Source organism: Pseudomonas sp. GW823-FHT05G12 (assembly GCF_058795575.1).
Window position 1 is genome coordinate 928,351 of record NZ_CM179501.1, and the last position, 21,470, is coordinate 949,820.

Below are 21,470 nucleotides of genomic sequence, written 5' to 3' on the forward strand. Positions count from 1 at the left end.
TCTGCTTTTAGCGCGCCACGCTGGCCTGAATCGCCGTCAGGGCAATGGTATGCACGATATCGTCAACCTGCGCCCCTCGCGGCAAGTCATTCACCGGCTTGCGCAAACCCTGCAGCATCGGCCCCAGGCTGACCCCGTCGGCACTGCGCTGTACCGCCTTGTGCGTGGTATTGCCGGTATTCAGGTCGGGGAACACGAACACCGTGGCGCGCCCGGCCACCGGGCTAGCCGGCGCCAGCTCTCGGGCGATGGCCGGGTTGGCCGCTGCGTCATACTGCAACGGCCCGTCGATCAGTAGCTCCTGCGCCGCGTCCTGTGCCAGGCGTGTCGCTTCGCGCACTTTCTCGACTTCTTCATCGCTGGCCGAATCGCTTGAATAACTGATCATCGCCACCCGTGGCGCGATGCCGAAGGCCTGCGCCGAGGCGGCACTCTGTTGGGCAATCTCCGCCAGTTCGGCAGCGCTTGGGTGCGGGTTCATCACGCAGTCGCCGTACACCAGCACCTGCTCGGGGAACAGCATGAAGAACACCGATGAGACCAGGCTCGAGCCGGGTGCGGTCTTGATCAGCTGCAGGGCCGGGCGGATGGTGTTGGCCGTGGAGTGCACCAGGCCCGAGACCAGGCCGTCCACTTCGTCCAGGGCCAGCATCATGGTGCCGATCACCACGGGGTCTTCCAGTTGTTGCTCGGCCATCGGTGCGTTGAGGTTCTTGCTTTTGCGCAACTCGACCATGGGTTCCACGTAGCGTCCGCGAATCAGTTCGGGGTCGAGAATCTCCAGCCCCGGCGGCAACGTGATGCCCTGGGCGCGGGCCACGGCGTCGACGTCTTCGGGTTTGGCCAGCAGCACGCAGCGAGCGATGCCGCGGGCCTGGCAGATGGCTGCAGCCTGCACCAGCAGTGGCTCGGCGCCTTCTGGCAGGACGATGCGCTTGTTGGCCTGCTGCGCACGCTGAATCAGCTGGTAGCGGAACACTGCCGGCGACAGGCGCAGTTCGCGCGGCGTGCCGCAGCGCTGGTGCAGCCAGGCCGCGTCGAGGTGGCTGGCGACGAAGTCGGTGATGAACTCGGCACGCTCGCGGTCGTCCACCGGGATTTCGCGGTTCAGCGAGTTGAGCTGGTTGGCGGTGTCGTACGAGCCGGTGCTGACCGAAAGGATCGGCAGGCCGGCCTGCAGGGCACCGCGGCACAGGCCGAGGATACGCACGTCAGGCTTGCTGTCGCTGGTCAGCAGCAAGCCGGCCAGGGGTACGCCATTGATCGCTGCCAGGCTGACAGCGAGGATGATGTCGTCGCGGTCGCCCGGGGTTACCACCAGGGTGCCCGAGGTCAGTAGCGGGACCGTGTTGGCCACCGTGCGTGCACAGATGATGATCTTGCTCATGCGCCGCTGCTCGTAATCGCCGGCATTGAGCACCTGGGCGCCGAGCAGCTCGGCCACATCGCGTGTCCGCGGCGCGTTCAGCTCGGGCTGGTAGGGGATGCAGCCAAGCAGGCGGAAGTCATTGCCACGCAGCAATGGCGAGTGCTCGCGCAGGCGGGTGGCGAAGTCCGCCATGCTCTCGTCGGTACGCACCTTGTTGAGGATCACCCCCAGTACTTTCGGGTCGCGTGGGCCGCCAAACAGTTGGGCCTGCAGTTCGACCCGGCCAGACAGCTCGCTGAGCACTTCGTTTTCCGGGGCCGATACCAGGATTACCTCGGCATCCAGGCTCTTGGCCAGGTGCAGGTTGACCCGCGCTGCGTAGCTGGCGTGGCGCGTAGGCACCATTCCCTCGACCACAACCACGTCATTGCCGACGCAGGCTTGCTGGTAGAGGCGGATGATTTCTTCAAGCAGCTCGTCCAGTTGGCCATCGCCGAGCATGCGCTCGACGTGGGCCAGGCTCAGTGGGACCGGTGGCTTGATGCCGTGAGTGCGGGCGACCAGTTCGGTGGAGCGCTCGGGGCCGGTGTCACCCGGGTGGGGCTGGGCGATAGGCTTGAAGAAGCCGACCTTCAGGCCGGCACGCTCCAAGGTGCGCACCAGGCCCAGGCTGATCGAAGTCAGGCCGACACCAAAGTCGGTCGGCGCAATGAAAAATGTCTGCATGCGTGCTTCTCGAAATAAGCGGTGCAAGAAATTAGCGGTCAAGGGTAGCGCTATCGGCCCCTTGTGCGCACCAGCCGCAAGCGAAAGGCTGGCCGATGTGTTGCGCACGTTGTGCCGGGTCGAGCACCCAGGGGCGTGCCTGCCACGGCGGCTGGTGGCGCAGGTGCTGGGTATGGCCGCACGAAAGTTCCGCCACCCAGTGGCCTTCTTCGTCCTGATGAAAGCCGTTGATCCGACTGATGGGCCGTTGCTCGTCTGCACCACGTTCGCAATCGGACGATGGCAAGGTTACACTTGTCCGCTCTACATTCTTTTGCAAAAGGTCTTGCCCCATGCTGATCGCCGCCAACAAGGCTGTCTCCATCGACTATACCCTGACCAACGACGCCGGGGAGACCATCGACAGCTCCGCCGGTGGCGCGCCGCTGGTTTACCTGCACGGTGCCGGCAATATCATCCCGGGCCTGGAAAAAGCCCTGGAAGGCAAGCAGGCTGGTGACGAGCTGAACGTTTCCATTGAACCTGAAGAGGCCTACGGCGAGTACCTGGCCGAACTGGTCAGCACCCTGAACCGTAGCCTGTTCGAAGGTGTCGACGAGCTGGAAGTGGGCATGCAGTTCCACGCTTCGGCGCCGGACGGCCAGATGCAGATCGTCACCATCCGCGACATCGACGGCGACGACGTCACCGTTGATGGCAACCACCCACTGGCCGGTCAGCGCCTGACCTTCCAGGTCAAGGTTGTGAACGTGCGTGACGCCAGCGACGAAGAAATCGCTCACCGTCACATCCACGGTGAAGGTGGCCATCACCACTGATTTTCTGCGCTAAGCTCAGAAAGTCGCCAGGCGCTCGGGCAAGCCGATTTGCCTTCCTACGGGAGGTGAACGGTTTGGACGAGCGCCTTTTTAGTGGGCGGAATTCGCCTGCACGGCAACCGGGAACCTGAGAGGGGATTTCATCATGAGTGCATTTCACGACCTGAAACTGGAAGCGCTGAACGGCGGAGAGCTGCCCCTCGCCCCCTTCAAGGGCCAAGTGGTGCTGGTGGTCAACGTTGCCTCCAAATGTGGCCTGACGCCGCAATACAAGGCCCTGGAAAACCTCTACCAGATCTACAAGGACAAGGGCTTCAATGTGCTTGGCCTGCCGTGCAACCAGTTTGCCGGGCAGGAACCGGGTAGCGAAAAGGAAATCCAGGACTTCTGCAGCCTCAACTACGGGGTCAGCTTCCCGCTGGGGGGCAAGCTGGAGGTCAACGGGCCGCAGCGCCATTCGTTGTACCGCCTGCTGGCAGGGGAGGGGGCCGAGTTCCCCGGTGACATTACCTGGAATTTCGAGAAGTTTCTGGTGGGCAAGGATGGCCGGGTGCTGGCGCGTTTCTCGCCGCGCACGGCACCGGATGACCCGGCGGTGGTGCAGGCCATCGAGAAAGCCCTGGCCTGAAGAGTGCCTGACGTGATGTTTTGGCACCTGTGAGATCGAGTGCCGCGCGGGCGGCGCTGGATCTCACAGGCGCTGCAAACATTGCGCAGAACGCCCAGCCGTAGCACCAGGTTGCCGGCATGCGCTGTTCAGATACCCCTCGAACTGTTCGACAATCGCCGGCCAGCCCTGGCGGCTGGCATGCTGTCGCGCATTCAGGCGCACCCTGCGTAAGGTCTCCACTTCTTCCAGCAACCAGCACGCTGCATCGACAAACGCTGCCTGGTCCCCCGGCATCGCCAGCGCGCCGCTGTGGCCATGGCGAATATGCTGCGCTGCGGCCGCCTCGTCATAAGCAACTACCGCCAACCCTGAGGCCATGGCTTCGAGCACCACATTGCCGAAGGTCTCGGTCAGGCTCGGGAACAGGAACAGGTCGCCGCTGGCATAGTGCTCGGCCAGTCGTTCACCGCGCTGGGCGCCGCAAAACACGGCGTCCGGTATCTCTTGTTCAAGCCTGGCGCGCTGAGGCCCGTCGCCGACCATGATCAGGCGCAGGCGCTTTTGTGGATACGTCTTGCGTAATGCCTCGAAGCAAGGCCGTAGCAAGCCAAGGTTCTTTTCCGCCGCCAGCCGCCCGACATGCAGTACGGCGATGTCCTCCGGGCCTAGCCCCCAGCTTTCGCGCAGGGCCCGGCTGCGCCGGGCCGGATTGAACAGGCAGGCATCGACCCCTCGGGCCAGCAACTCCAGGCGTTCGAAACCACGACGCTCCAGCTCCAGGCGCTGGCTGGCACTCGGCACCAAGGTGATTGCCGTGCGCCGATGGAACCAGCGCAAGTAGTGGGTGAGCAGGCGCGCCAGCAGGCCAAGGCCGTACTGGCCGGAATACTGCGGGAAGTTGGTGTGGAAGCCACTGACCACCGCCACCCCCAGGCGTCGGGCGGCGCGTAGTGCGCTGAGCCCCAGCGGCCCCTCGGTGGCGATGTACAGTACATCCGGGCGCTGCCGGCGCCAGTGGCGCAACAGCTTGTGCATCGACACCTCGCCCCACTGCAAACCCGGGTAGCCAGGCAGCGCCCAGCCGCGGCACAGCATCAGGTGCGGGTCGTTGTGCGCGTGCCCTTCGCCGGCCTGGCGCGGGCGCACCACCTCGACCTCATGGCCGCGTTGGCGCAACCCATCACTGAGGCGGCCAAGGGTGTTGGCCACGCCATTGATCTCGGGTGGGAAGGTTTCGCTGACCAGGGTAATGCGTAGGGCGGGTGTATTCATGACAAAAAGTTTCCGCCTGCCGGGTTGCGCTAATGTGACCGCCTTGTGACGTAAAGATGACGCCTGACTGCCGGCACTTTTGCCTTCATGAATATTTCCTCGCACAGCACTCAAGAAGGTGTCGCCGGCAGCCGATGAAGATGCATTCGACTACGTGATGCGCTCCAGGAGAGCGGTGATGTTCAACAACAAGCTCAAGCAAGAAATCCGGCAACTGCGCGAAGACCTGATGTCCATCGAACAGGTCAAGAGTAGTCTCGACAGCGAGATGCTGGTGCTGCAGCTCGACCCTCAGGGACGGATCGAGATGGTCAACGGCAATTTCGAGAGCGAGATGCTCTACCGTGCCGAACAATTGCTTGGACGCAATATCGAGGACATCGTCCCCGCCCACGTAAAGTCGCTGGACTTCTACCAGCGCATGAAAAGCGCGATCAGCCGTGGTGAACACCTGAACGGTGCGTTCCGTCTTCTGCGGGGCAATGGTCAGGAAGCCTGGCTGCGCTCGATCCTGCAGCCGGTGAAGAACAGCGAGGGGCGCATCAAGTACTTCACCCTGCATTCCAGCGACCTCACGCGAACCATCGAGACCTCACGCGAGCACGAAAGCCTGATCAAGGCCCTGATGCGTTCGACTGCGGTGATCGAGTTCGACCTCGACGGCATCATTCTCACTGCCAACGATCGTTTCCTGGCCACCGTCGGCTATCGCCTGGAGCAGATTCGCGGTAAGCACCACCGCATGTTCTGCGAACCGCAGGAGGTCAACTCGGCTGGCTACCAAGCGTTCTGGGAAAGGCTGCGCCGTGGCGAATATGTTGCCGAGCGCTTCAAGCGCATCGATGCCCATGGCCGGGTGATCTGGCTGGAGGCCTCGTACAACCCGATCTTCGATGCCCACGATGTGCTGTACAAGGTGGTCAAGTTCGCCACCGTGATCACCGACCAGGTCAACCAGGAGCTGGCAGTGGCCGAGGCGGCAGATGTCGCCTACAACACCTCGCTGGGTACCGATGTCAGTGCTCGCAAGGCCACCGAAGTGGTCACCCAGACTGTCACCGTGATGCGTGGACTGGAGGCTTCGATGCAAGAGGCCGCCGACGGCATCCAGGCGCTGGATACCCAGTCGCGGGTGATCGGTTCGATCATCAAGACCATCAGCGACATTGCCGGGCAGACCAACCTGCTGGCCCTTAACGCGGCCATCGAAGCTGCCCGCGCGGGCGAGCAAGGGCGGGGCTTTGCCGTCGTTGCCGACGAAGTGCGCCAACTGGCCTCCCGCACCAGCACCGCCACCGAAGAAATCGCCCGGGTGGTACAGCAGAACGAACAACTGGCGCAGGCGGCGGTGGCGATCATCGACACCAGAAAGCGCCAGGCCGAACAGGGGCTGGCGCTGGCGGATGAGACGGGCACCGTAATTGTCGAGATCCAGGACGGGGCGAAGCGGGTGGTGGATGTGGTGGGGCAGTTTTCCAGCCGGTTGGGGCAGTGAAACCCAGGCCAGGCACGCTCTGCTTTTTTGTGGGCCTTGTGTCGCGATAGGGCCGCAGAGCGGCTCCAGATTTCAGCGGCAATGCACAGATTGCTGGGGCCGCTTTGCGGCCCTATCGCGACACCAGGCCGCTCCCACAGGGGGCCGCGCAATTCATGTCAATCGCACGCGGTCCAGGACTCAGCTCCGCTCCCGCACCCAGAACAGCGTAGCCCCGGCCACCGCCGCCGGCATCATCAGCACGTTCACCCCTGGAATCATCAGTGCCAGGTAGGTGATGCCGCCAAAGCCCAGGCTCTGCCAGCGCTTCTGCCGCAGCCAGGCGAGCATGTCCTGCCAGCTCATCTTGTTGTTGTCCGCCGGGTAGTCGATGTACTGGATGGCCATCATCCACACGCCGAAGATCAGCCACAGCGGCGCAGCCACCACGTTGACCACCGGGATCAGCGACAGGACGAACAGGCCGATGGCGCGTGGCAGGAAGTAGCCCAGCTTGCGCATTTCGCGGCTGAAGGTGCGCGGTACCATGGCTGCCAGCTCGCCCCAGCTGAAGGCTGGGAAGGTGTCTTCGCCACGCACTACCACCTCGACCTTTTCCGCCAGGAAGCCATTGAACGGCGCGGCAATGATATTGGCCACCAGGGTGAAGGTGAAGAACACCATCAGCACCAGCAAGGCAACGAACAGCGGCCAGAGGATGTAGCTGAGGAAGCTCAGCCAGTCAGGCAGCGTGGGCATCAGGGCATCGAGCCACAGGCCGAACTGGTGGCCGGCGAAGTAGATCAGGCCACCGAACAGCAACAGGTTGACCGCCAGTGGCAGCAGCACGAACAACCGCAGGTTGGGGCTCAGCACCAGTTTCAGGCCTTCGCGCAAGTATTGGGGGCCAGAGAGGACAGGGGCTTGCATCTAGATACTCCGCAGAGAAGGAAAACGCGCTGACCTTACCGAGTTTGCCGCGCCGACGAAAGGCACGCAGTGGGCGGGAAACGGGATGTAACAAAAGCGCGCAGCGCGTGTTTATCGATGAAATCGCAGCATAGGCGATGCCTATGAGGTGGATTGTCTAAGGATATTTCCTTAATCTTTGCGACCTCGCTACAGTGCGCTCAACTTTTCGCTTTGCGGGCCTGCGCGTTTTAGCCTTCCCCAAGTGCTGCGTGGGTCCTTTTTAATTTCTTGGCTGGCGCAGCCGGTACACCGATGCCGGCCCTGCGGCCCGCTCGACAGGAGTTCGACATGTCTGAAGTACGTCATTCGCGCGTCATCATTCTCGGTTCCGGCCCAGCCGGTTACAGCGCTGCGGTGTATGCCGCCCGTGCCAACCTCAAGCCGCTGCTGATCACCGGTATGCAGGCGGGTGGCCAGCTGACCACCACCACCGAAGTCGACAACTGGCCGGGCGACCCCCACGGCCTGACCGGCCCGGCTCTGATGCAGCGTATGCAAGAGCACGCCGAGCGTTTTGAAACCGAAATCGTCTTCGACCACATCAACGCTGTCGACCTGGCCAACAAGCCGTTCACCCTGCAGGGTGACAGCGGCAAGTACACCTGTGATGCGCTGATCATTGCCACTGGCGCCAGCGCTCGCTACCTGGGCCTGCCGTCGGAAGAAACCTTCATGGGCAAGGGTGTTTCGGCCTGTGCCACCTGTGACGGTTTCTTCTACCGCAACAAGCCGGTCGCCGTGGTCGGTGGTGGTAACACTGCCGTGGAAGAGGCACTGTACCTGGCCAACATCGCCAGCAAAGTGACCCTGGTACACCGTCGTGAAACCTTCCGCGCCGAGAAGATCCTGGTCGACAAGCTGAACGCCCGTGTGGCCGAAGGCAAGATCGAGCTCAAGCTCAACGCCACCCTGGACGAAGTGCTGGGTGACAACATGGGCGTAACCGGTGCGCGCCTGAAGAACAACGACGGCAGCAGCGACGAAATCAAGGTCGACGGTGTGTTCATCGCCATTGGCCACACCCCGAACACTTCGCTGTTCGAAGGTCAGCTGACCCTGAAAGACGGCTACCTGGTAGTCAATGGCGGCCGCGAAGGCAACGCCACCGCTACCAACGTCGAGGGTGTGTTTGCCGCTGGCGACGTGGCTGACCACGTTTACCGCCAGGCCATCACTTCGGCCGGTGCGGGTTGCATGGCAGCGCTGGATGTCGAGCGCTACCTGGACGGTTTGGCCAACGCCTCGTTCTGATCTGAGAAAAAGGGGTGCAAAGCGACCCCAATAAAAAACCGGCCAAGCGCCGGTTTTTTATTGCCTGCAATCAGCTCACAGGCTCAGTCGCATCGACAGGTCCACCGCTTTCACATCCTTGGTCATGGCACCAATCGAGATGTAGTCCACCCCTGTTTCGGCGATCACCCGCAGGGTCGTTTCGTTGACCCCGCCGCTGGCTTCAAGTTTGGCTTTGCCCGCGGTAATGCGCACGGCTTCGCGCATTTCGTCCAGGTTCAGCTCGTCGAGCATGATGATGTCCGCGCCAGCGGCCAGCGCCTGGCGCAGTTCGTCCAGGCTTTCGACCTCGATTTCCACCGGCTTGCCCGGCGCAATGCGGTGCGCTGCGGCCACAGCCTCGGCTACGCCGCCGCTGGCGGCGATGTGGTTTTCCTTGATCAGGAAGGCGTCGTACAGGCCTATGCGGTGGTTGTCGCACCCACCGCAGGTCACTGCGTATTTTTGCGCCAGGCGCAGGCCCGGCAGGGTTTTGCGGGTGTCCAGCAGGCGCACCTGGGTGCCGGCTACCAGGTCGGCGAGAAAGCGCGCACGGGTGGCGACCCCTGACAGCAGCTGCAGGAAGTTCAGTGCGCTGCGCTCACCACTGAGCAGCGAACGGGCCGGGCCTTCCAGGTGGAACAACGGCTGATTGGCAGTGGCCTGCTCACCGTCGGCCACCTGCCAGTGCACTGCAACGCGCGGGTCGAGCTGGCGGAATACGGCATCGACCCAGGCGGTACCGGCGACCACGCAGTTTTCACGGGTGATGATGGTCGCCTTGGCCAGGCGCTCGGCCGGGATCAGTTGCGCGGTGATATCGCCACTGCCGATGTCCTCCAACAGCGCGCGGCGCACGTTGGCTTCAATTTCAGCGGTCAGGTCGGCAAGGCGTAGGTTCGGCATGGTCGGCTCCACAAGCTAGGTGCCCGCGATTATAGGGCAGGGGGCCGATGTGTACAGCAGCCTTGGCGCTGACCTTTGGTCGGGCGTCGTGAGTAATCGGAGCAGATCAGGGTCATTAGCCAGCCAGCGAAACGGCGCTGGTAGCTATGCGATTTTTTACCGATAATGGCGACTAGTATTTGGCGTCATAGCTTTGACGATTTTTCAGCCCTTTCGGGCAAGACACCCTGCAAGGAGTCCAGGATGCAAAAAGAAGGCAAGGTGGTGCCCTTGGCGGCAACCATCGACCGAGGGGGGCGTACGCCTCATCCTTGCCTTCCGGTCTTGTTGCTGCAGGTGCGCGACAAGGCCGCGTTGCAGTTGCGTCAGGGCCTGCAGGACTTGTTCGACAATGCCGATGACACGCTCTTCGAAATGGCCGACAAGGCCTTCGACCGCGGTGACCAGAACCTGTACTTCGAAGCCATGCGTGACCTGCGCCTGAAGCGCAAGAGCATCGAGCGTGGTTTTTTGGATACGTTCCATGATGCTTTCCTCCGAGCCGGCCAAGTCGACTTGCTGGCAAACCTGGCCCAGCCGGGCAAGCCGCGCAGCAAGGCTCAAATGGAACGGGCCGCCGCCATCGAGGGCATGGTGGCGCGGGTGCTGTCACGCGATGGCGTTGCCCTGCAGCAACTGGGTCTGCGCCTGCAGGCATTGCTCGACCGCCCCCTGTACGAGCAGCACAACCCATTGGGGCCAGCCGCGCTGTGTCGTTACTTCCTCGACGCCGGGCGTAATCTGGGCGTTGGCCTGCGGGTCAAGCTGGTGCTGCTGAAGCTGTTCGAGCGTTATGTACTGCGCGATGTCGATGTGATCTATGGCGAAGCCAACCAGTTGCTGGCCGCTGCCGGCGTACTGCCCGAGCTGCAACCGGCGCCGCGCCGGCGTGCCGAAGACCGGCGCATGCGTGCGCAGCCCAGGCCGGCGAACCTTGGCCAGGAGGAGGGGGCGGACGCCGCAGGGCAGGCGTTGTTTGCCTCGTTGCAGGCACTGCTGGCGCCGGTGCGCGGGCAGTTCGCTCCGCGCTTGCAAGCGGTGGCTGCCGCCCAGCCGATCAGTACCGCCGACCTGCTCCGGCTACTGTCGCATTTGCAGCGCTATGTGCCCGCCACGTACGAGGCCGATGACTTCGAGCTTGGCCAGCAGCTTGAGCAACTGCTGTTGCGGGTCAGCGTGCGCAGCGGTACGCGTCGGCGCCTTCACGTGGCTGACGAAGACATGATCAACCTGGTTGGCCTGCTGTTCGCGTTCATCCACAACGATGACAACCTGCCGACCAGCCTGCGGGCGCTGATTGCGCGCCTTCATATTCCCCTGCTCAAGGTGGCATTACTGGACAAGGGGCTGTTCAGCCGGAGTAGCCACCCGGCGCGCCGTTTGCTCAACGAAATCGCCGGCGCCGCGATTGGCTGGGAGTGCGGCAGCGAGTGCCAGCGTGACAGCTTGCACATGCGGGTAGAGCGTATCGTCCAGCGCTTGCTCAATGATTTTGCCGACGATGCCAGCCTGTTCGCCGAGCTGCTCGACGACTTCCTGGCATTCAATCAGGACGAACGGCGACGTAACGAGTTGCTGGAGCAACGCACTCGCGACGCCGAAGAAGGCCGTGCCCGGGCAATGCAGGCCAGGCAGCAGGTGCAGCACGTGCTCAACCAGCGCCTGCGCGGCCGGGTATTGCCGCAGGTGGTGGTGCAAATGCTGGTGCAGGCCTGGAGCCAGGTACTGCTGTTGGCTTGGCTGAAACAGGGCGAGGCCTCACAGGCCTGGCGCGACGCAGTGCAGACGATGGACATGCTGCTGGCCAGCATCACGCCGCCACATGAGCCGCAAGCCTTGCTGCAGCAGGTGCCAGGCCTGCTCAAGGCGCTGCGCGATGGCCTGGCCAGCGTAGCCCTGGACGCGGTGGCGACCCGCGAGTTCTTCCTGCAACTGGAACAGTTGCACCTGCGCGCCTGCGCAGGTAAAGAGGCGCTGCCGAGCGGGGAGGGCCAATCCTTGGGCGATGTGCGGGTGGCCCAAGAGATTGTGCTGACGATTGCCGAAGAACCCGCCTGCGTGCCCCTGCACGCTGCCGAGGGGCAGGCTGCAGCGCTGCGCCAGGCGCAACGCCTGCGCATCGGCACCTGGGTCGAGGTTCTCGACGAGGATGAACCACTGCGCTGCAAGCTGGTCGCTCGCATCGACAGCAGTGACAGGCTGGTGTTCGCCAACCGCACCGGCATGAAAGTGCGCGAGTGGAGCAGTGCCAGCCTGGCCCAGGCACTGCAACGGCACGAAGTGCGCGTGCTGGATGATCGCCTGTTGTTCGAACGGGCGCTGGAGGCGGTACTTGAAAGCTTGCGGCAAGGGCTGGCGCAATAGGTCGACGCATTACAATCATTCACATGCACACGGCGTTGGCCGCAGGGCATACTGTGGGCATGTTCACGGCGTTTTTCAGGATCTGCCCATGCAATTGGACCGTGCCACTGGCTGGTTCCACGGAATCGGAATCACCCACTGCCCCTCGCCGAACTTCAATGCGCGCCCCGAAGGCGAATCGATTTCCCTGCTGGTGATCCACAACATCAGCCTGCCCCCGGCCTGTTTCGGCACGGGCAAGGTGCAGCAATTCTTCCAGAACCGCCTGGCCCCTGATGAACACCCGTATTTTGCCAGCATCAACCACCTGACCGTGTCGGCGCACCTGTTCGTCGAGCGTGACGGCGCGGTGACGCAGTTCGTGTCGCTGCATGACCGTGCCTGGCATGCGGGTGTGTCGAGCTTTGACGGGCGCGAAGGCTGTAACGACTTTTCCATCGGCATCGAACTGGAAGGCACCGACGACCTGCCCTATACCGATGCCCAGTATGCGGTGCTGGAACAACTCACCCGGCACATCCGCAGTGCCTGGCCAGCCATCGACCTGAACCGCATTCAGGGCCACAGCGACATTGCCCCGCAGCGCAAGACCGACCCCGGCCCGGCCTTCGACTGGTCGCGCTACCGCCAGGCGCTGCAGCACAACGAGGACAAGGCATGAGTTTTCTGGTGTTGTTGCTGGCGCTGTGGGTCGAGAAGTTTTCGGCCCTGCGCCATCAGGTGCAGCGTGACGGGTTCTTTATTGGCGAACTGGTGCGTCTGGAACGCAACGGCAAGGTGCACCCATGGTGGACGTTGGCCATCCTGGTGTTGGCGCCGGTAGCGCTGCTGGTGTTGCTGCTGCATGTGCTGGAGCCGGTGGCCTATGGTCTGCTGGCGTTGCCGGTGCACCTGCTGGTGCTGATCTACAGCCTGGGCCGCGGCGATGCCAAGGCATCGCTTGGGGCGTTTCGTGATGCCTGGCGGCGGGGGGACGATCAGGCGGCGCTGCACGCGGCCGAGCGCGACCTGGGCCTGGTGGCCGATGAACCGCACAGCTTGCTGGTGCGGGTGCAGGGTAACTTGCTGTGGCAGGTGTACCAGGGCTTTTTTGCGGTGATCTTCTGGTATTTCGTACTGGGCCCTGGCGCTGCGCTGGCTTATCGATTGTTGGCGCTGTGTAGTGAGCACAGCAAGCAGCCGGCTTTGAAGGCGCGTGCCGAGCAGTTGCGGCACATCATGGACTGGTTGCCGGTGCGGGCGCTGGCGTTGAGCTTTGCCCTGGTGGGCAACTTCCTCGCGGTGACACGGGTGATGCTGCACGAGGTGCTCAACTGGCACATCAGCGCCGGGCACCTGGTGGCTCGGGTGGGGCGGATTGCCGATGACATTCCCGAGGAAGAGGACAGCCAGCGTGGGTTGGGGCGGCTGGACAGCCTGTGGGAATTGCTGTTGCGCTGTGCAGTGCTGTGGTATGCCGGGTTTGCGCTGTGGACCGTGCTGGTCTGATTCCGCGCCACTCGCATCCCGCGGTAATCCCGTTCACCCGAGTTTCACCAGCCAAACAACGTGCAAGCATTGCGGGTGCTGGCCTGTGCCAGCACCTCGACATCCAGCCCCATTACGTGCGCCAGCGCCGCTGCAATTTCCGGCAGGTGCTCCGGGCTGTTGCGTACCCCTGGGTACATCGCCGGTGCCATGTCCGGTGAGTCAGTCTCCAGCACCACACTGTCCAGTGGCAGCCGCGCCAAGGTCTTGCGCAGCCGCAGCGCCTGCGGCCAGGTACCCGCACCGCCCAACCCCAGCAGGAAGCCCAGCTTGATGTACTCGCGGGCCTCTTCGTAGCTGCCGGCAAACGCATGAATCACCCCCGCCCGCGCTGGCTTGTAGCGCTTGAGTGTGGCAATCACCTGGGCATGGCTGCGGCGCACGTGCAGCAGGGCTGGTAGTTCGAAGTCGCAAGCCATCTGCAGTTGCGCTTCGAACAGCGCCTGCTGGCGGGTCCTGTCAAGGTCTGCGAGGTAATAGTCCAGGCCGAACTCACCTACGGCACATAGCCGCGGGTTGTCGCGCAGGCGCTCCAGCCACTCGCGCAGTTGCACCAGGTGCTCAGGGCGATGCTGGTCGAGGTAGACCGGGTGCAGGCCAAGCGCGGCGAACAGGCGCGGCTCGGCGCAGGCCAGTTCCCACACCCGCTGGAAATTCGCCTGGTACACCCCCAGCACCACCATTCGCTCCAGCCCACGCGCCGCCGCGTTGGCCAGCAGGCGCGGGCGGTCGGCGTCGAAGTCGGGGAAGTCCAGGTGGGTGTGGGTGTCGATCAGGCGCATGTTCAGGCCGCTGAGATGCGTTGCTTGAAGGTGCGGCCAACGGCGTGCACGCCGGGTTCATAGCGTTTTTCCTCGATGGCGGCCAGTGCCAGTTCAAGCGCGGTGGCGGCAATCTGGCCATGCTGCTGGGCCATGGCATTGACCGGCAGCGGCAGGAAGTCGAGCAACTGGTTGTCGCCAAAGGTACCCAGCTGCAGTTGGCGCGAGTCGACCGGGCGCGCCTGGAGGGTGTCGAACACGCCCTGCAACAGCACGTACGAAGTGGTCACCAGAGCATCCGGCAGGCCACCCAGGTCGTCGATCAGTTGCTGCATCAGGCGTTGGCCGCACTCACGGCTGAAGGCTTCGCCCTGATAGCGGCGCACTTCGCCGGTGTAGCCTTGCAGGGCTTCGTCGAATCCGCCGGCACGCGCCTGGCTAACCGACAGCTCGGGGCGTGCGCCTATCAGGGCGATACTGCGTGGGGCCGAGCTGAGCAGGCTGGCGGCCAGCTGGCGGCTGGCATCGCGGTCGTCGCTGATCACCGAGCAGAAGTGTGCGGGGTCCAGGCGGCGGTCGATGGCAATCACCGGCAGGCCTTTGTCCTGCAGCTCGCGGTAGCTGTCATCTTCTGGCGGCAGGCAGCTGGCAACGAACAGCGCGTCGCATCGGCGCGCACGGAACAGTTGCTGCAGTTGGCGCTCGCTGTCTGGCTGGTCATCGCTGCTGGCAATCAGCAGCTGGTAGCCGCGGGCGCGTGCGCCTTGCTCCAGTTGCTTGGCAATGCGGGCGTAGCTGGGGTTCTCCAGATCCGGGAGAATGAAGCCCAGGGTGCGGGTATGCCGGCTGCGCAGCCCAGCAGCCTGCGGGTTGGGGGTGAAGCCGTGGGCTTCGACCACCGCGCGTACCCGCTCGACAGTACTGTTACTGATGCGCTGCTGTTCAGCCTTGCCATTGATGACGTAGCTGGCAGTGGTCACGGACACACCGGCCAGACGGGCGATATCGCTGAGTTTCACCGAATTTTCCTTGTTATTTCCGGGGCTGCCTGTAAGGCCAGACCGGGTAGTTTGACCCGGTACAGGCATCACGCGCAGACGACCATTGTCGCAATTGTCCGACAGGATGGGGCTTTTTACTGGGCAGATTATCGAGTAACGTGGCCGTCTGGTCAGATTAAACGTTTCAGCTGCCGAATTTTCTGCCTCGGCTGCCACCCGCGCAAGGCTGCTGAACTGGCCCTTTATGTGAATTTCACAACAATACTCCAGTACCCGCACGGGAACTGCAAAAGGAGAAGGTCATGCTCGAGCTCGCCAATGAGCAGATAGCCATGGGCCAGAAGGCCGCCGACAAGGACGAGGCGTTGCGCCTTCTGGCCGATCGGCTGGTTGCGGACGGTCTGGTCGCCGAGGGTTACCTGCAAGGGCTGCAGGCCCGGGAGGCACAAGGCTCCACGTTCCTTGGCCAGGGCATCGCCATTCCCCATGGTACGCCGCAAACACGTGACCTGGTGTATGCCACCGGCGTACGCCTGCTGCAGTTCCCCGAGGGGGTAGACTGGGGTGACGGGCAAATGGTCTACCTGGCCATTGGTATTGCCGCCCGCTCCGACGAACACCTGCGCCTGCTGCAGCTGTTGACCCGGGCGTTGGGCGAGACCGACCTGGCCGAAGCCTTGCGCCGTGCCAGCTCTGCCGAAGCGCTGCTCAAGCTGCTGCAGGGCGCGCCCCAGGCGCTGGCGCTGGATGCGCAGCTGGTCGGGCTGAACGTGCCGGCAGAAGACTTCGACGAACTGGCCTGGCGCGGTGCCCGCCTGCTGCAACGTGCCGACTGTGTCGACAGTGGCTTTGCCGCCGTGCTGCAGCAGGCCGAGCCGCTGCCGCTGGGTGAGGGCCTGTGGTGGCTGCACAGCGAGCGCCAGGTTCGTCAGCCGGGCCTCGCCTTCATCACCCCGCAGCAGCCGCTGCGTTACCGCGACCAGCCGCTCAACGGTCTGTTCTGCCTGGCCAGCCTTGGCGCCGCTCACGAGGCCCTGCTCGAGCGGTTGTGCGAAGTGCTGATCGAAGGCCGTGGGCAGATGCTCTACCAAGCCACCAGCAGCCGTGCGGTGCTGGAAGTGCTGGGCGGCGAAGTGCCGGCGGACTGGCCTAGCGCACGTATCGTGCTGGCCAATCCACATGGCTTGCATGCGCGACCGGCCAAGGTGCTTGCACAACTGGCCAAGGGCTTTGAAGGGGAAATCCGTGTGCGCCTGGTCGATAGCGCGCAGCCAGCCGTATCGGTGAAGAGCCTGAGCAAGCTGCTCAGCCTCGGCGCCCGCCGTGGTCAGGCACTGGAACTGGTCGCCGAACCGAGCATCGCTGCCGATGCCTTGCCGGTGCTGCTGGCTGCTATCGAACAAGGCTTGGGTGAAGAGGTGGAACCGCTACCGCAGAGCGTCGCGCCCATTGCCGATGACGTCCCCGAAGTACTGCAAGCGCCAGCGGCCGGCAGCCGTATCCAGGGTGTGGGCGCCGCCCCCGGCATCGCCAGCGGCCCGGCGCATGTCTGTGTCGAGCGTGAGTTCGACTATCCCTTGCGGGGTGAATCTTGCGCCCTGGAGCGGCAGAAACTGCGCGAAGCCTTGGCTACCGTCAATGGCGAACTGCAGGCTTTGGTCCTGCGCAGCGACAAGGCCATTGGCGAAATTTTCGTCACCCACCAGGAAATGCTTGCCGACCCGGCCCTGACCGACGATGCCGAACAGCGCCTGGCCCAGGGCGAAAGCGCTGCGGCCGCCTGGATGGCCGTGATCGAAGCTGCGGCCCGTCAGCAAGAGGCGTTGCACGATGCGCTGCTCGCCGAGCGCGCCGCCGACCTGCGCGATATTGGCCGCCGCGTGCTGGCGCAGTTGTGTGGTGTGCAGGCGCAGGTTGAACCCGAGCAACCCTATGTGCTGGTGATGACCGAAGTCGGTCCATCCGATGTCGCCCGCCTGGACCCCAACCGGGTTGCCGGCATTGTCACCGCCCAGGGCGGCGCCACGGCCCACAGTGCCATCGTCGCCCGGGCGTTGGGCATACCAGCAGTGGTCGGCGCGGGTGCATCGATACTGCTGTTGGAGAGTGGTACGCCGCTGCTGCTCGATGGCCAGCGTGGTGTGGTCAGCGTCGCACCGCCAGCGGATGAGCTGCAGCGGGCGCTGGCCGAGCGTGACCTGCGCGAGCAACGCCTGCAGGCCGCCTGGGCCAACCGCTTCGAGCCGGCCATCACCCGTGATGGGCATGCCGTCGAGGTGTTTGCCAACATCGGCGATAGCAACGGCATCGCCAAGGTGGTGGAGCAGGGCGCCGAAGGTGTCGGCCTGCTGCGTACCGAACTGATTTTCATGGCCCACCCTCAAGCGCCGGATGTGGCTACCCAGGAAGCCGAGTACCGCCGCGTGCTCGATGGCCTCGATGGGCGCCCGCTGGTGGTGCGTACCCTGGATGTTGGCGGCGACAAACCGTTGCCTTACTGGCCGATCGCTGCCGAGGAAAATCCCTTCCTCGGCGTGCGCGGCGTGCGTTTGACCCTGCAGCGCCCGCAAGTGATGGAAGACCAGTTGCGCGCGTTGCTGCGGGCCGCCGACCAGCGCCCGTTGCGTATCATGTTCCCCATGGTTGGTCAGGTGCACGAATGGCGTGAGGCTCGGGCCATGGTGGAGCGCCTGCGTGCAGAAATCCCGGTAGCCGACCTGCAATTGGGCATTATGGTCGAGGTGCCTTCAGCGGCCCTGCTGGCAGCGCAATTGGCGCGCGAAGTGGACTTCTTCAGCATCGGCACCAACGACCTGACTCAATACACCTTGGCCATTGACCGTGGCCACCCCAGCCTCTCGGCACAGGCCGACGGCCTGCACCCGGCGGTATTGAGCCTGATCGACATGACCGTGCGCGCCGCCCATGCCCACGGCAAGTGGGTGGGCGTGTGTGGCGAGCTGGCAGCCGACCCGCAGGCGGTGGCCGTGCTGCTGGGGCTGGACGTGGACGAACTCAGCGTCTCCGCGCGCAGCATCGCCGAAGTCAAGGCACTGGTTCGCCAGGCCGATCATCAGACAGCCCGCGCCCTGGCGCGCGAGGCCCTGCAACAGGACAGCGCCGCAGCAGTTCGCGCGCTGGTGGAGCGTTACTGAATGGCCAAGATCCTCACTCTTACCCTCAACCCTGCGCTGGATATCACCATCGGCCTGGACACTCTGCGCCCAGGGCAGGTCAACCGTAGCCAGGCGCAGCACAGTCACGCCGCAGGCAAGGGGCTGAACGTTGCCCAGGTACTGGCCGACCTGGGGCACAGCGTAACCGTGGGCGGTTTCCTGGGGGGCGACAATCTGCAGCCCTTCGAGGCGCTGATCGACGGCCGCGGTTTTATCGACTGCTTTGTCCGTGTGCCGGGCGAAACCCGCAGCAATATCAAGCTGGTCGAGGCCGATGGCCGCGTGACCGACATCAACGGGCAGGGCCCGGAGGTCGACGAGGCGGCACGCAGTGCCTTGCTGCACAGGCTGGAACAGATTGCCCCCGGTCACGATGCCGTGGTGGTGGCCGGTAGCCTGCCGCGCGGAATCAGTGCCGACTGGTTCCGCCAGTTGCTCGAACGGTTGAAGGCCCAAGGCCTCAAGGTAGTCCTGGACAGCAGTGGTGAAGCCCTGCGTGTTGGCTTGCAAAGCGCGCCCTGGTTGGTCAAGCCCAATACCGAAGAACTGGGCGAAGTGCTGGGCCTGGCTGTGGATAACCTGACGCAACAGCGCGCCGCCGCCAAGCGCCTGCTGGACAGTGGCGTTGAACACGTGGTGGTGTCTGCGGGCGAGCAGGGCGTCAGTTGGTTCAGCCGCGATCTGGCCCTGCAGGCCCGCCCACCCAAGGTGCGGGTTGCCAGCACGGTGGGGGCGGGGGATTCGCTGGTGGCCGGCATGGTCCACGGCCTGCTGCTGGCCGAGGCGCCTGCGCAGACGTTGACCCGGGCCACTGCCATCGCCGCCCAGGCCGTTACCCAGGTTGGCTTCGGCATCCATGACCGCGAGCACCTTGCGCAGTTGGAAGCGGCCGTGCAACTGACAGAACAACAAGAGGGTTGCCGATGAACATTGCCATAGTCACCGCCTGCCCCAATGGCCAGGTATCGAGTGTACTGAGTGCACGCTTGCTGTCCGCCGCCGCCCAGCGTCGCGGCTGGAGCACCAGCGTCGAAGTGCAGAATACTGAACACCCCGAGCGGCAACTGAGCGCCGCACAGATCGCCGAGGCTGACTGGGTGCTTGTGGTCAGCACCGGGCCGGTGGACCTGGCCCGCTTCGTCGGCAAGCGCCTGTACCAAAGCACGCCGTCCCAGGCGCTGGCTGATCGCGAAGGCTTTCTCGACGAAGCGGCGGCCAACGCCGAGCTGCTGACCGCAGTGACAGATGGCCCGGCCGCCGCTGGCAGTGCTGGTACCCGCATCGTTGCCGTGACTGCTTGTCCGACCGGCGTAGCCCATACCTTCATGGCCGCAGAAGCCTTGCAGCAAGCCGCACAGCAACTGGGCTACCAGTTGACCGTCGAGACCCAGGGCTCGGTCGGTGCGCGCAATCCCTTGTCCGCTGAGGCCATCGCTGCGGCGGACGTGGTGCTGCTGGCCGCCGACATTGAAGTACCCACTGCACGTTTCGCCGGCAAACGTATTTACCGTTGTGGTACCGGCATTGCCCTCAAGCAGGCCAGCGCTACCCTGGACAAAGCCCTGGCGCAAGCCACGGTGGAAAACGCTGCCGACGCCCCAGCGGCGACCACGCCGACCAAGGGCGAGAAAACCGGTGTGTACAAGCACTTGCTGACCGGCGTGTCGTTCATGCTGCCGATGGTGGTGGCCGGCGGCTTGCTGATTGCGTTGTCGTTCGTGTTCGGTATCGAGGCCTACAAAGAGGCGGGCACCTTGCCGGCGGCGTTGATGCAGATTGGCGGTGAGGCTGCCTTCAAGCTGATGGTTCCGCTACTGGCAGGCTATATCGCCTGGTCCATCGCCGACCGCCCCGGGCTGGCCCCGGGCATGATCGGCGGCCTGTTGGCCAGCACCTTGGGGGCCGGCTTCATCGGTGGCATCGTCGCCGGTTTCCTCGCCGGTTACAGCGCCAAGGCCATTGCCCGATGGGCGCGCTTGCCCAGCAGCCTGGAGGCGCTCAAGCCGATCCTTATCATTCCATTGCTGGCCAGTCTGTTCACCGGGCTGGTGATGATCTACGTGGTTGGCCAGCCGGTAGCGGCGATGCTCGAAGGCCTGACGCACTTCCTCGACAGCATGGGCACCACCAATGCCATCCTGCTGGGGCTGTTGCTGGGCGGCATGATGTGCGTCGACCTTGGCGGGCCGATCAACAAGGCCGCCTATGCGTTCTCGGTGGGGCTGCTGGCCTCGTCGAGCTACGCGCCAATGGCGGCGACCATGGCCGCCGGCATGGTGCCGCCGATTGGTTTGGGTATTGCCACTTTCCTGGCCCGGCGCAAGTTCGCCCAGAGCGAGCGCGAGGCGGGCAAGGCGGCGCTGGCGCTGGGGCTGTGCTTCATCTCCGAGGGGGCGATTCCGTTTGCCGCCAAGGACCCGTTACGGGTGATCCCGGCCAGTATCGCCGGTGGTGCGTTGACCGGGGCATTGTCGATGTATTTTGGCTGCAAGCTGATGGCGCCGCATGGCGGCTTGTTCGTGTTGTTGATCCCCAACGCGATCAACCATGCGTTGCTTTATCTGCTGGCGATTGTGGCGGGTAGCCTGGTGACAGCGGTGGTGTATGCGGTTATCAAGAAGAGCGAGCGTGTGGAGTTGGCCGTGGCGCCTGCTAAAAGTGTATGAGCAGACCTCGTTCTGTGTGTGCGGCCTTGTGTCGCGAAAGGGCCGCAAAGCGGCCCCGGCAATCTAAGTTGCGAAGCTGGAAATCTGGGGCTGCTCCGCAGCCCTTTCGCGACACAAGGCCCCCTACAGAGCCCACGTTGGCCTTTCAACGGCGATGCTTCTGCCGCAACGGCACCAGTAGATCACCCAGCCCGTTGTGATCGATCTCATGCATCAACGCCAGCAACCCGCCCAGTTCCCCTGCCGGGAAGCCCTTGCGCGCAAACCACGCCAGGTAGTCACCGGGCAGGTCGGCAATGATCCTTCCCTGGTACTTGCCGAACGGCATGCTGCGGGTCACCAGTAGTTCGAGGGTTTCCGGCTTCATCTTCGCGCACCTGGCTGTGGAAAGGTGCCGACCATACTGCAATCTGCACGAAGCCCCAAGCGGCAATCATGCAGAACGCCGTTGACAGCCGATGCCATCATTTTTGTAACTTATTGAATATTAAGGAATTTATATTTTTTGAAAGCGTGGCAC

17 protein-coding genes and 2 pseudogenes are annotated in these 21,470 nt (G+C 63.8%); 11 read left to right on the forward strand and 8 right to left on the reverse strand.

Going from position 1 to position 21,470, the window contains the following annotated elements:
• Positions 1-7 precede the first annotated feature (7 nt).
• Both pta and AC3RCM_RS04325 read right to left on the reverse strand, forming a co-directional pair.
• Positions 8-2,095: a phosphate acetyltransferase gene (gene pta, locus AC3RCM_RS04320; RefSeq protein ID WP_010952014.1), complete on the reverse strand. Its 2,088-nt coding sequence runs from the start codon at positions 2,093-2,095 to the stop codon at positions 8-10.
• A gap of 31 nt (positions 2,096-2,126) precedes the next feature.
• Positions 2,127-2,429 (reverse strand): DUF3565 domain-containing protein, encoded by a 303-nt coding sequence (locus tag AC3RCM_RS04325; protein ID WP_010952015.1) that lies wholly within the window; start codon positions 2,427-2,429, stop codon positions 2,127-2,129.
• On the opposite strand from AC3RCM_RS04325, the gene AC3RCM_RS04330 reads away from it, so the two are divergent.
• Positions 2,428-2,913: an FKBP-type peptidyl-prolyl cis-trans isomerase gene (locus AC3RCM_RS04330; RefSeq protein WP_003247325.1), complete on the forward strand. Its 486-nt coding sequence runs from the start codon at positions 2,428-2,430 to the stop codon at positions 2,911-2,913. The genes AC3RCM_RS04325 and AC3RCM_RS04330 overlap by 2 nt on opposite strands.
• A gap of 145 nt (positions 2,914-3,058) precedes the next feature.
• Positions 3,059-3,541 carry a glutathione peroxidase gene (locus AC3RCM_RS04335; protein WP_014589696.1) on the forward strand — a complete coding sequence of 161 codons (483 nt, stop codon included), beginning with the start codon at positions 3,059-3,061 and terminating at the stop codon, positions 3,539-3,541.
• Positions 3,542-3,604: 63 nt separating this feature from the next.
• Here AC3RCM_RS04335 and AC3RCM_RS04340 read toward each other — a convergent pair whose 3' ends face one another.
• Entirely contained in the window at positions 3,605-4,795 is a 1,191-nt protein-coding gene (locus tag AC3RCM_RS04340; RefSeq protein WP_064492553.1) for a glycosyltransferase family 4 protein, read from the reverse strand.
• A 307-nt stretch (positions 4,796-5,102) separates the two neighbouring features.
• On the opposite strand from AC3RCM_RS04340, the pseudogene AC3RCM_RS04345 reads away from it, so the two are divergent.
• Both AC3RCM_RS04345 and AC3RCM_RS04350 read left to right on the forward strand, forming a co-directional pair.
• Positions 5,103-5,696: pseudogene (locus tag AC3RCM_RS04345) on the forward strand (PAS domain-containing protein); the annotation flags it as partial.
• A gap of 180 nt (positions 5,697-5,876) precedes the next feature.
• A pseudogene (locus tag AC3RCM_RS04350) lies at positions 5,877-6,290 on the forward strand (methyl-accepting chemotaxis protein); the annotation flags it as partial.
• A 180-nt stretch (positions 6,291-6,470) separates the two neighbouring features.
• Here AC3RCM_RS04350 and cysZ read toward each other — a convergent pair.
• Positions 6,471-7,199, reverse strand: a complete 729-nt coding sequence (gene cysZ, locus AC3RCM_RS04355) for a sulfate transporter CysZ (protein WP_010952022.1) — start codon at positions 7,197-7,199, stop codon at positions 6,471-6,473.
• Positions 7,200-7,529: 330 nt separating this feature from the next.
• Here cysZ and trxB point away from each other — a divergent pair, with 330 nt between their 5' ends.
• Complete coding sequence (gene trxB, locus AC3RCM_RS04360) at positions 7,530-8,492, forward strand: thioredoxin-disulfide reductase (RefSeq protein WP_003247318.1); 963 nt, start codon at positions 7,530-7,532, stop codon at positions 8,490-8,492.
• A 75-nt stretch (positions 8,493-8,567) separates the two neighbouring features.
• Here trxB and nadC read toward each other — a convergent pair whose 3' ends face one another.
• Positions 8,568-9,416 carry a carboxylating nicotinate-nucleotide diphosphorylase gene (gene nadC / locus AC3RCM_RS04365; RefSeq protein ID WP_064492563.1) on the reverse strand — a complete coding sequence of 283 codons (849 nt, stop codon included), beginning with the start codon at positions 9,414-9,416 and terminating at the stop codon, positions 8,568-8,570.
• 243 nt (positions 9,417-9,659) lie between these two features.
• Here nadC and AC3RCM_RS04370 point away from each other — a divergent pair, with 243 nt between their 5' ends.
• From AC3RCM_RS04370 to ampE, 3 genes are all read left to right on the forward strand, one after another.
• Positions 9,660-11,819, forward strand: coding sequence for a DUF1631 domain-containing protein (locus AC3RCM_RS04370; RefSeq protein WP_492629390.1), 2,160 nt, complete (start codon positions 9,660-9,662; stop codon positions 11,817-11,819).
• An 88-nt stretch (positions 11,820-11,907) separates the two neighbouring features.
• On the forward strand, positions 11,908-12,480 hold the full coding sequence (ampD, locus tag AC3RCM_RS04375; RefSeq protein ID WP_104886676.1) for a 1,6-anhydro-N-acetylmuramyl-L-alanine amidase AmpD: 573 nt from the start codon (positions 11,908-11,910) through the stop codon (positions 12,478-12,480).
• Positions 12,477-13,307 (forward strand): regulatory signaling modulator protein AmpE, encoded by an 831-nt coding sequence (ampE, locus tag AC3RCM_RS04380; protein WP_010952026.1) that lies wholly within the window; start codon positions 12,477-12,479, stop codon positions 13,305-13,307. Before ampD ends, ampE begins: the two co-directional genes overlap by 4 nt.
• 44 nt (positions 13,308-13,351) lie before the next feature.
• Here ampE and AC3RCM_RS04385 read toward each other — a convergent pair whose 3' ends face one another.
• Entirely contained in the window at positions 13,352-14,128 is a 777-nt protein-coding gene (locus AC3RCM_RS04385; protein ID WP_198748002.1) for a TatD family hydrolase, read from the reverse strand.
• A gap of 2 nt (positions 14,129-14,130) precedes the next feature.
• Positions 14,131-15,126, reverse strand: a complete 996-nt coding sequence (gene cra / locus AC3RCM_RS04390; RefSeq protein ID WP_003247312.1) for a catabolite repressor/activator — start codon at positions 15,124-15,126, stop codon at positions 14,131-14,133.
• 284 nt (positions 15,127-15,410) lie between these two features.
• On the opposite strand from cra, the gene ptsP reads away from it, so the two are divergent.
• Genes ptsP through AC3RCM_RS04405 form a run of 3 tightly spaced genes read left to right on the forward strand, consistent with a single transcriptional unit; the run spans position 15,411 to position 20,950 of the window.
• The gene (gene ptsP / locus AC3RCM_RS04395) at positions 15,411-18,263 is read left to right on the forward strand and encodes a phosphoenolpyruvate--protein phosphotransferase (RefSeq protein WP_064492566.1); all 2,853 of its coding nucleotides are present in this window, start codon (positions 15,411-15,413) and stop codon (positions 18,261-18,263) included.
• The gene (pfkB, locus tag AC3RCM_RS04400; RefSeq protein ID WP_198748003.1) at positions 18,264-19,211 is read left to right on the forward strand and encodes a 1-phosphofructokinase; all 948 of its coding nucleotides are present in this window, start codon (positions 18,264-18,266) and stop codon (positions 19,209-19,211) included.
• Complete coding sequence (locus tag AC3RCM_RS04405) at positions 19,208-20,950, forward strand: PTS fructose-like transporter subunit IIB (RefSeq protein WP_064492568.1); 1,743 nt, start codon at positions 19,208-19,210, stop codon at positions 20,948-20,950. The genes pfkB and AC3RCM_RS04405 overlap by 4 nt, the downstream gene beginning before the upstream one ends.
• A gap of 145 nt (positions 20,951-21,095) precedes the next feature.
• Here the strand turns inward: AC3RCM_RS04405 and AC3RCM_RS04410 are convergent, their stop codons facing one another.
• Positions 21,096-21,317: a DUF3820 family protein gene (locus tag AC3RCM_RS04410; RefSeq protein WP_003247308.1), complete on the reverse strand. Its 222-nt coding sequence runs from the start codon at positions 21,315-21,317 to the stop codon at positions 21,096-21,098.
• Between the last annotated feature and the right edge of the window lie 153 nt (positions 21,318-21,470).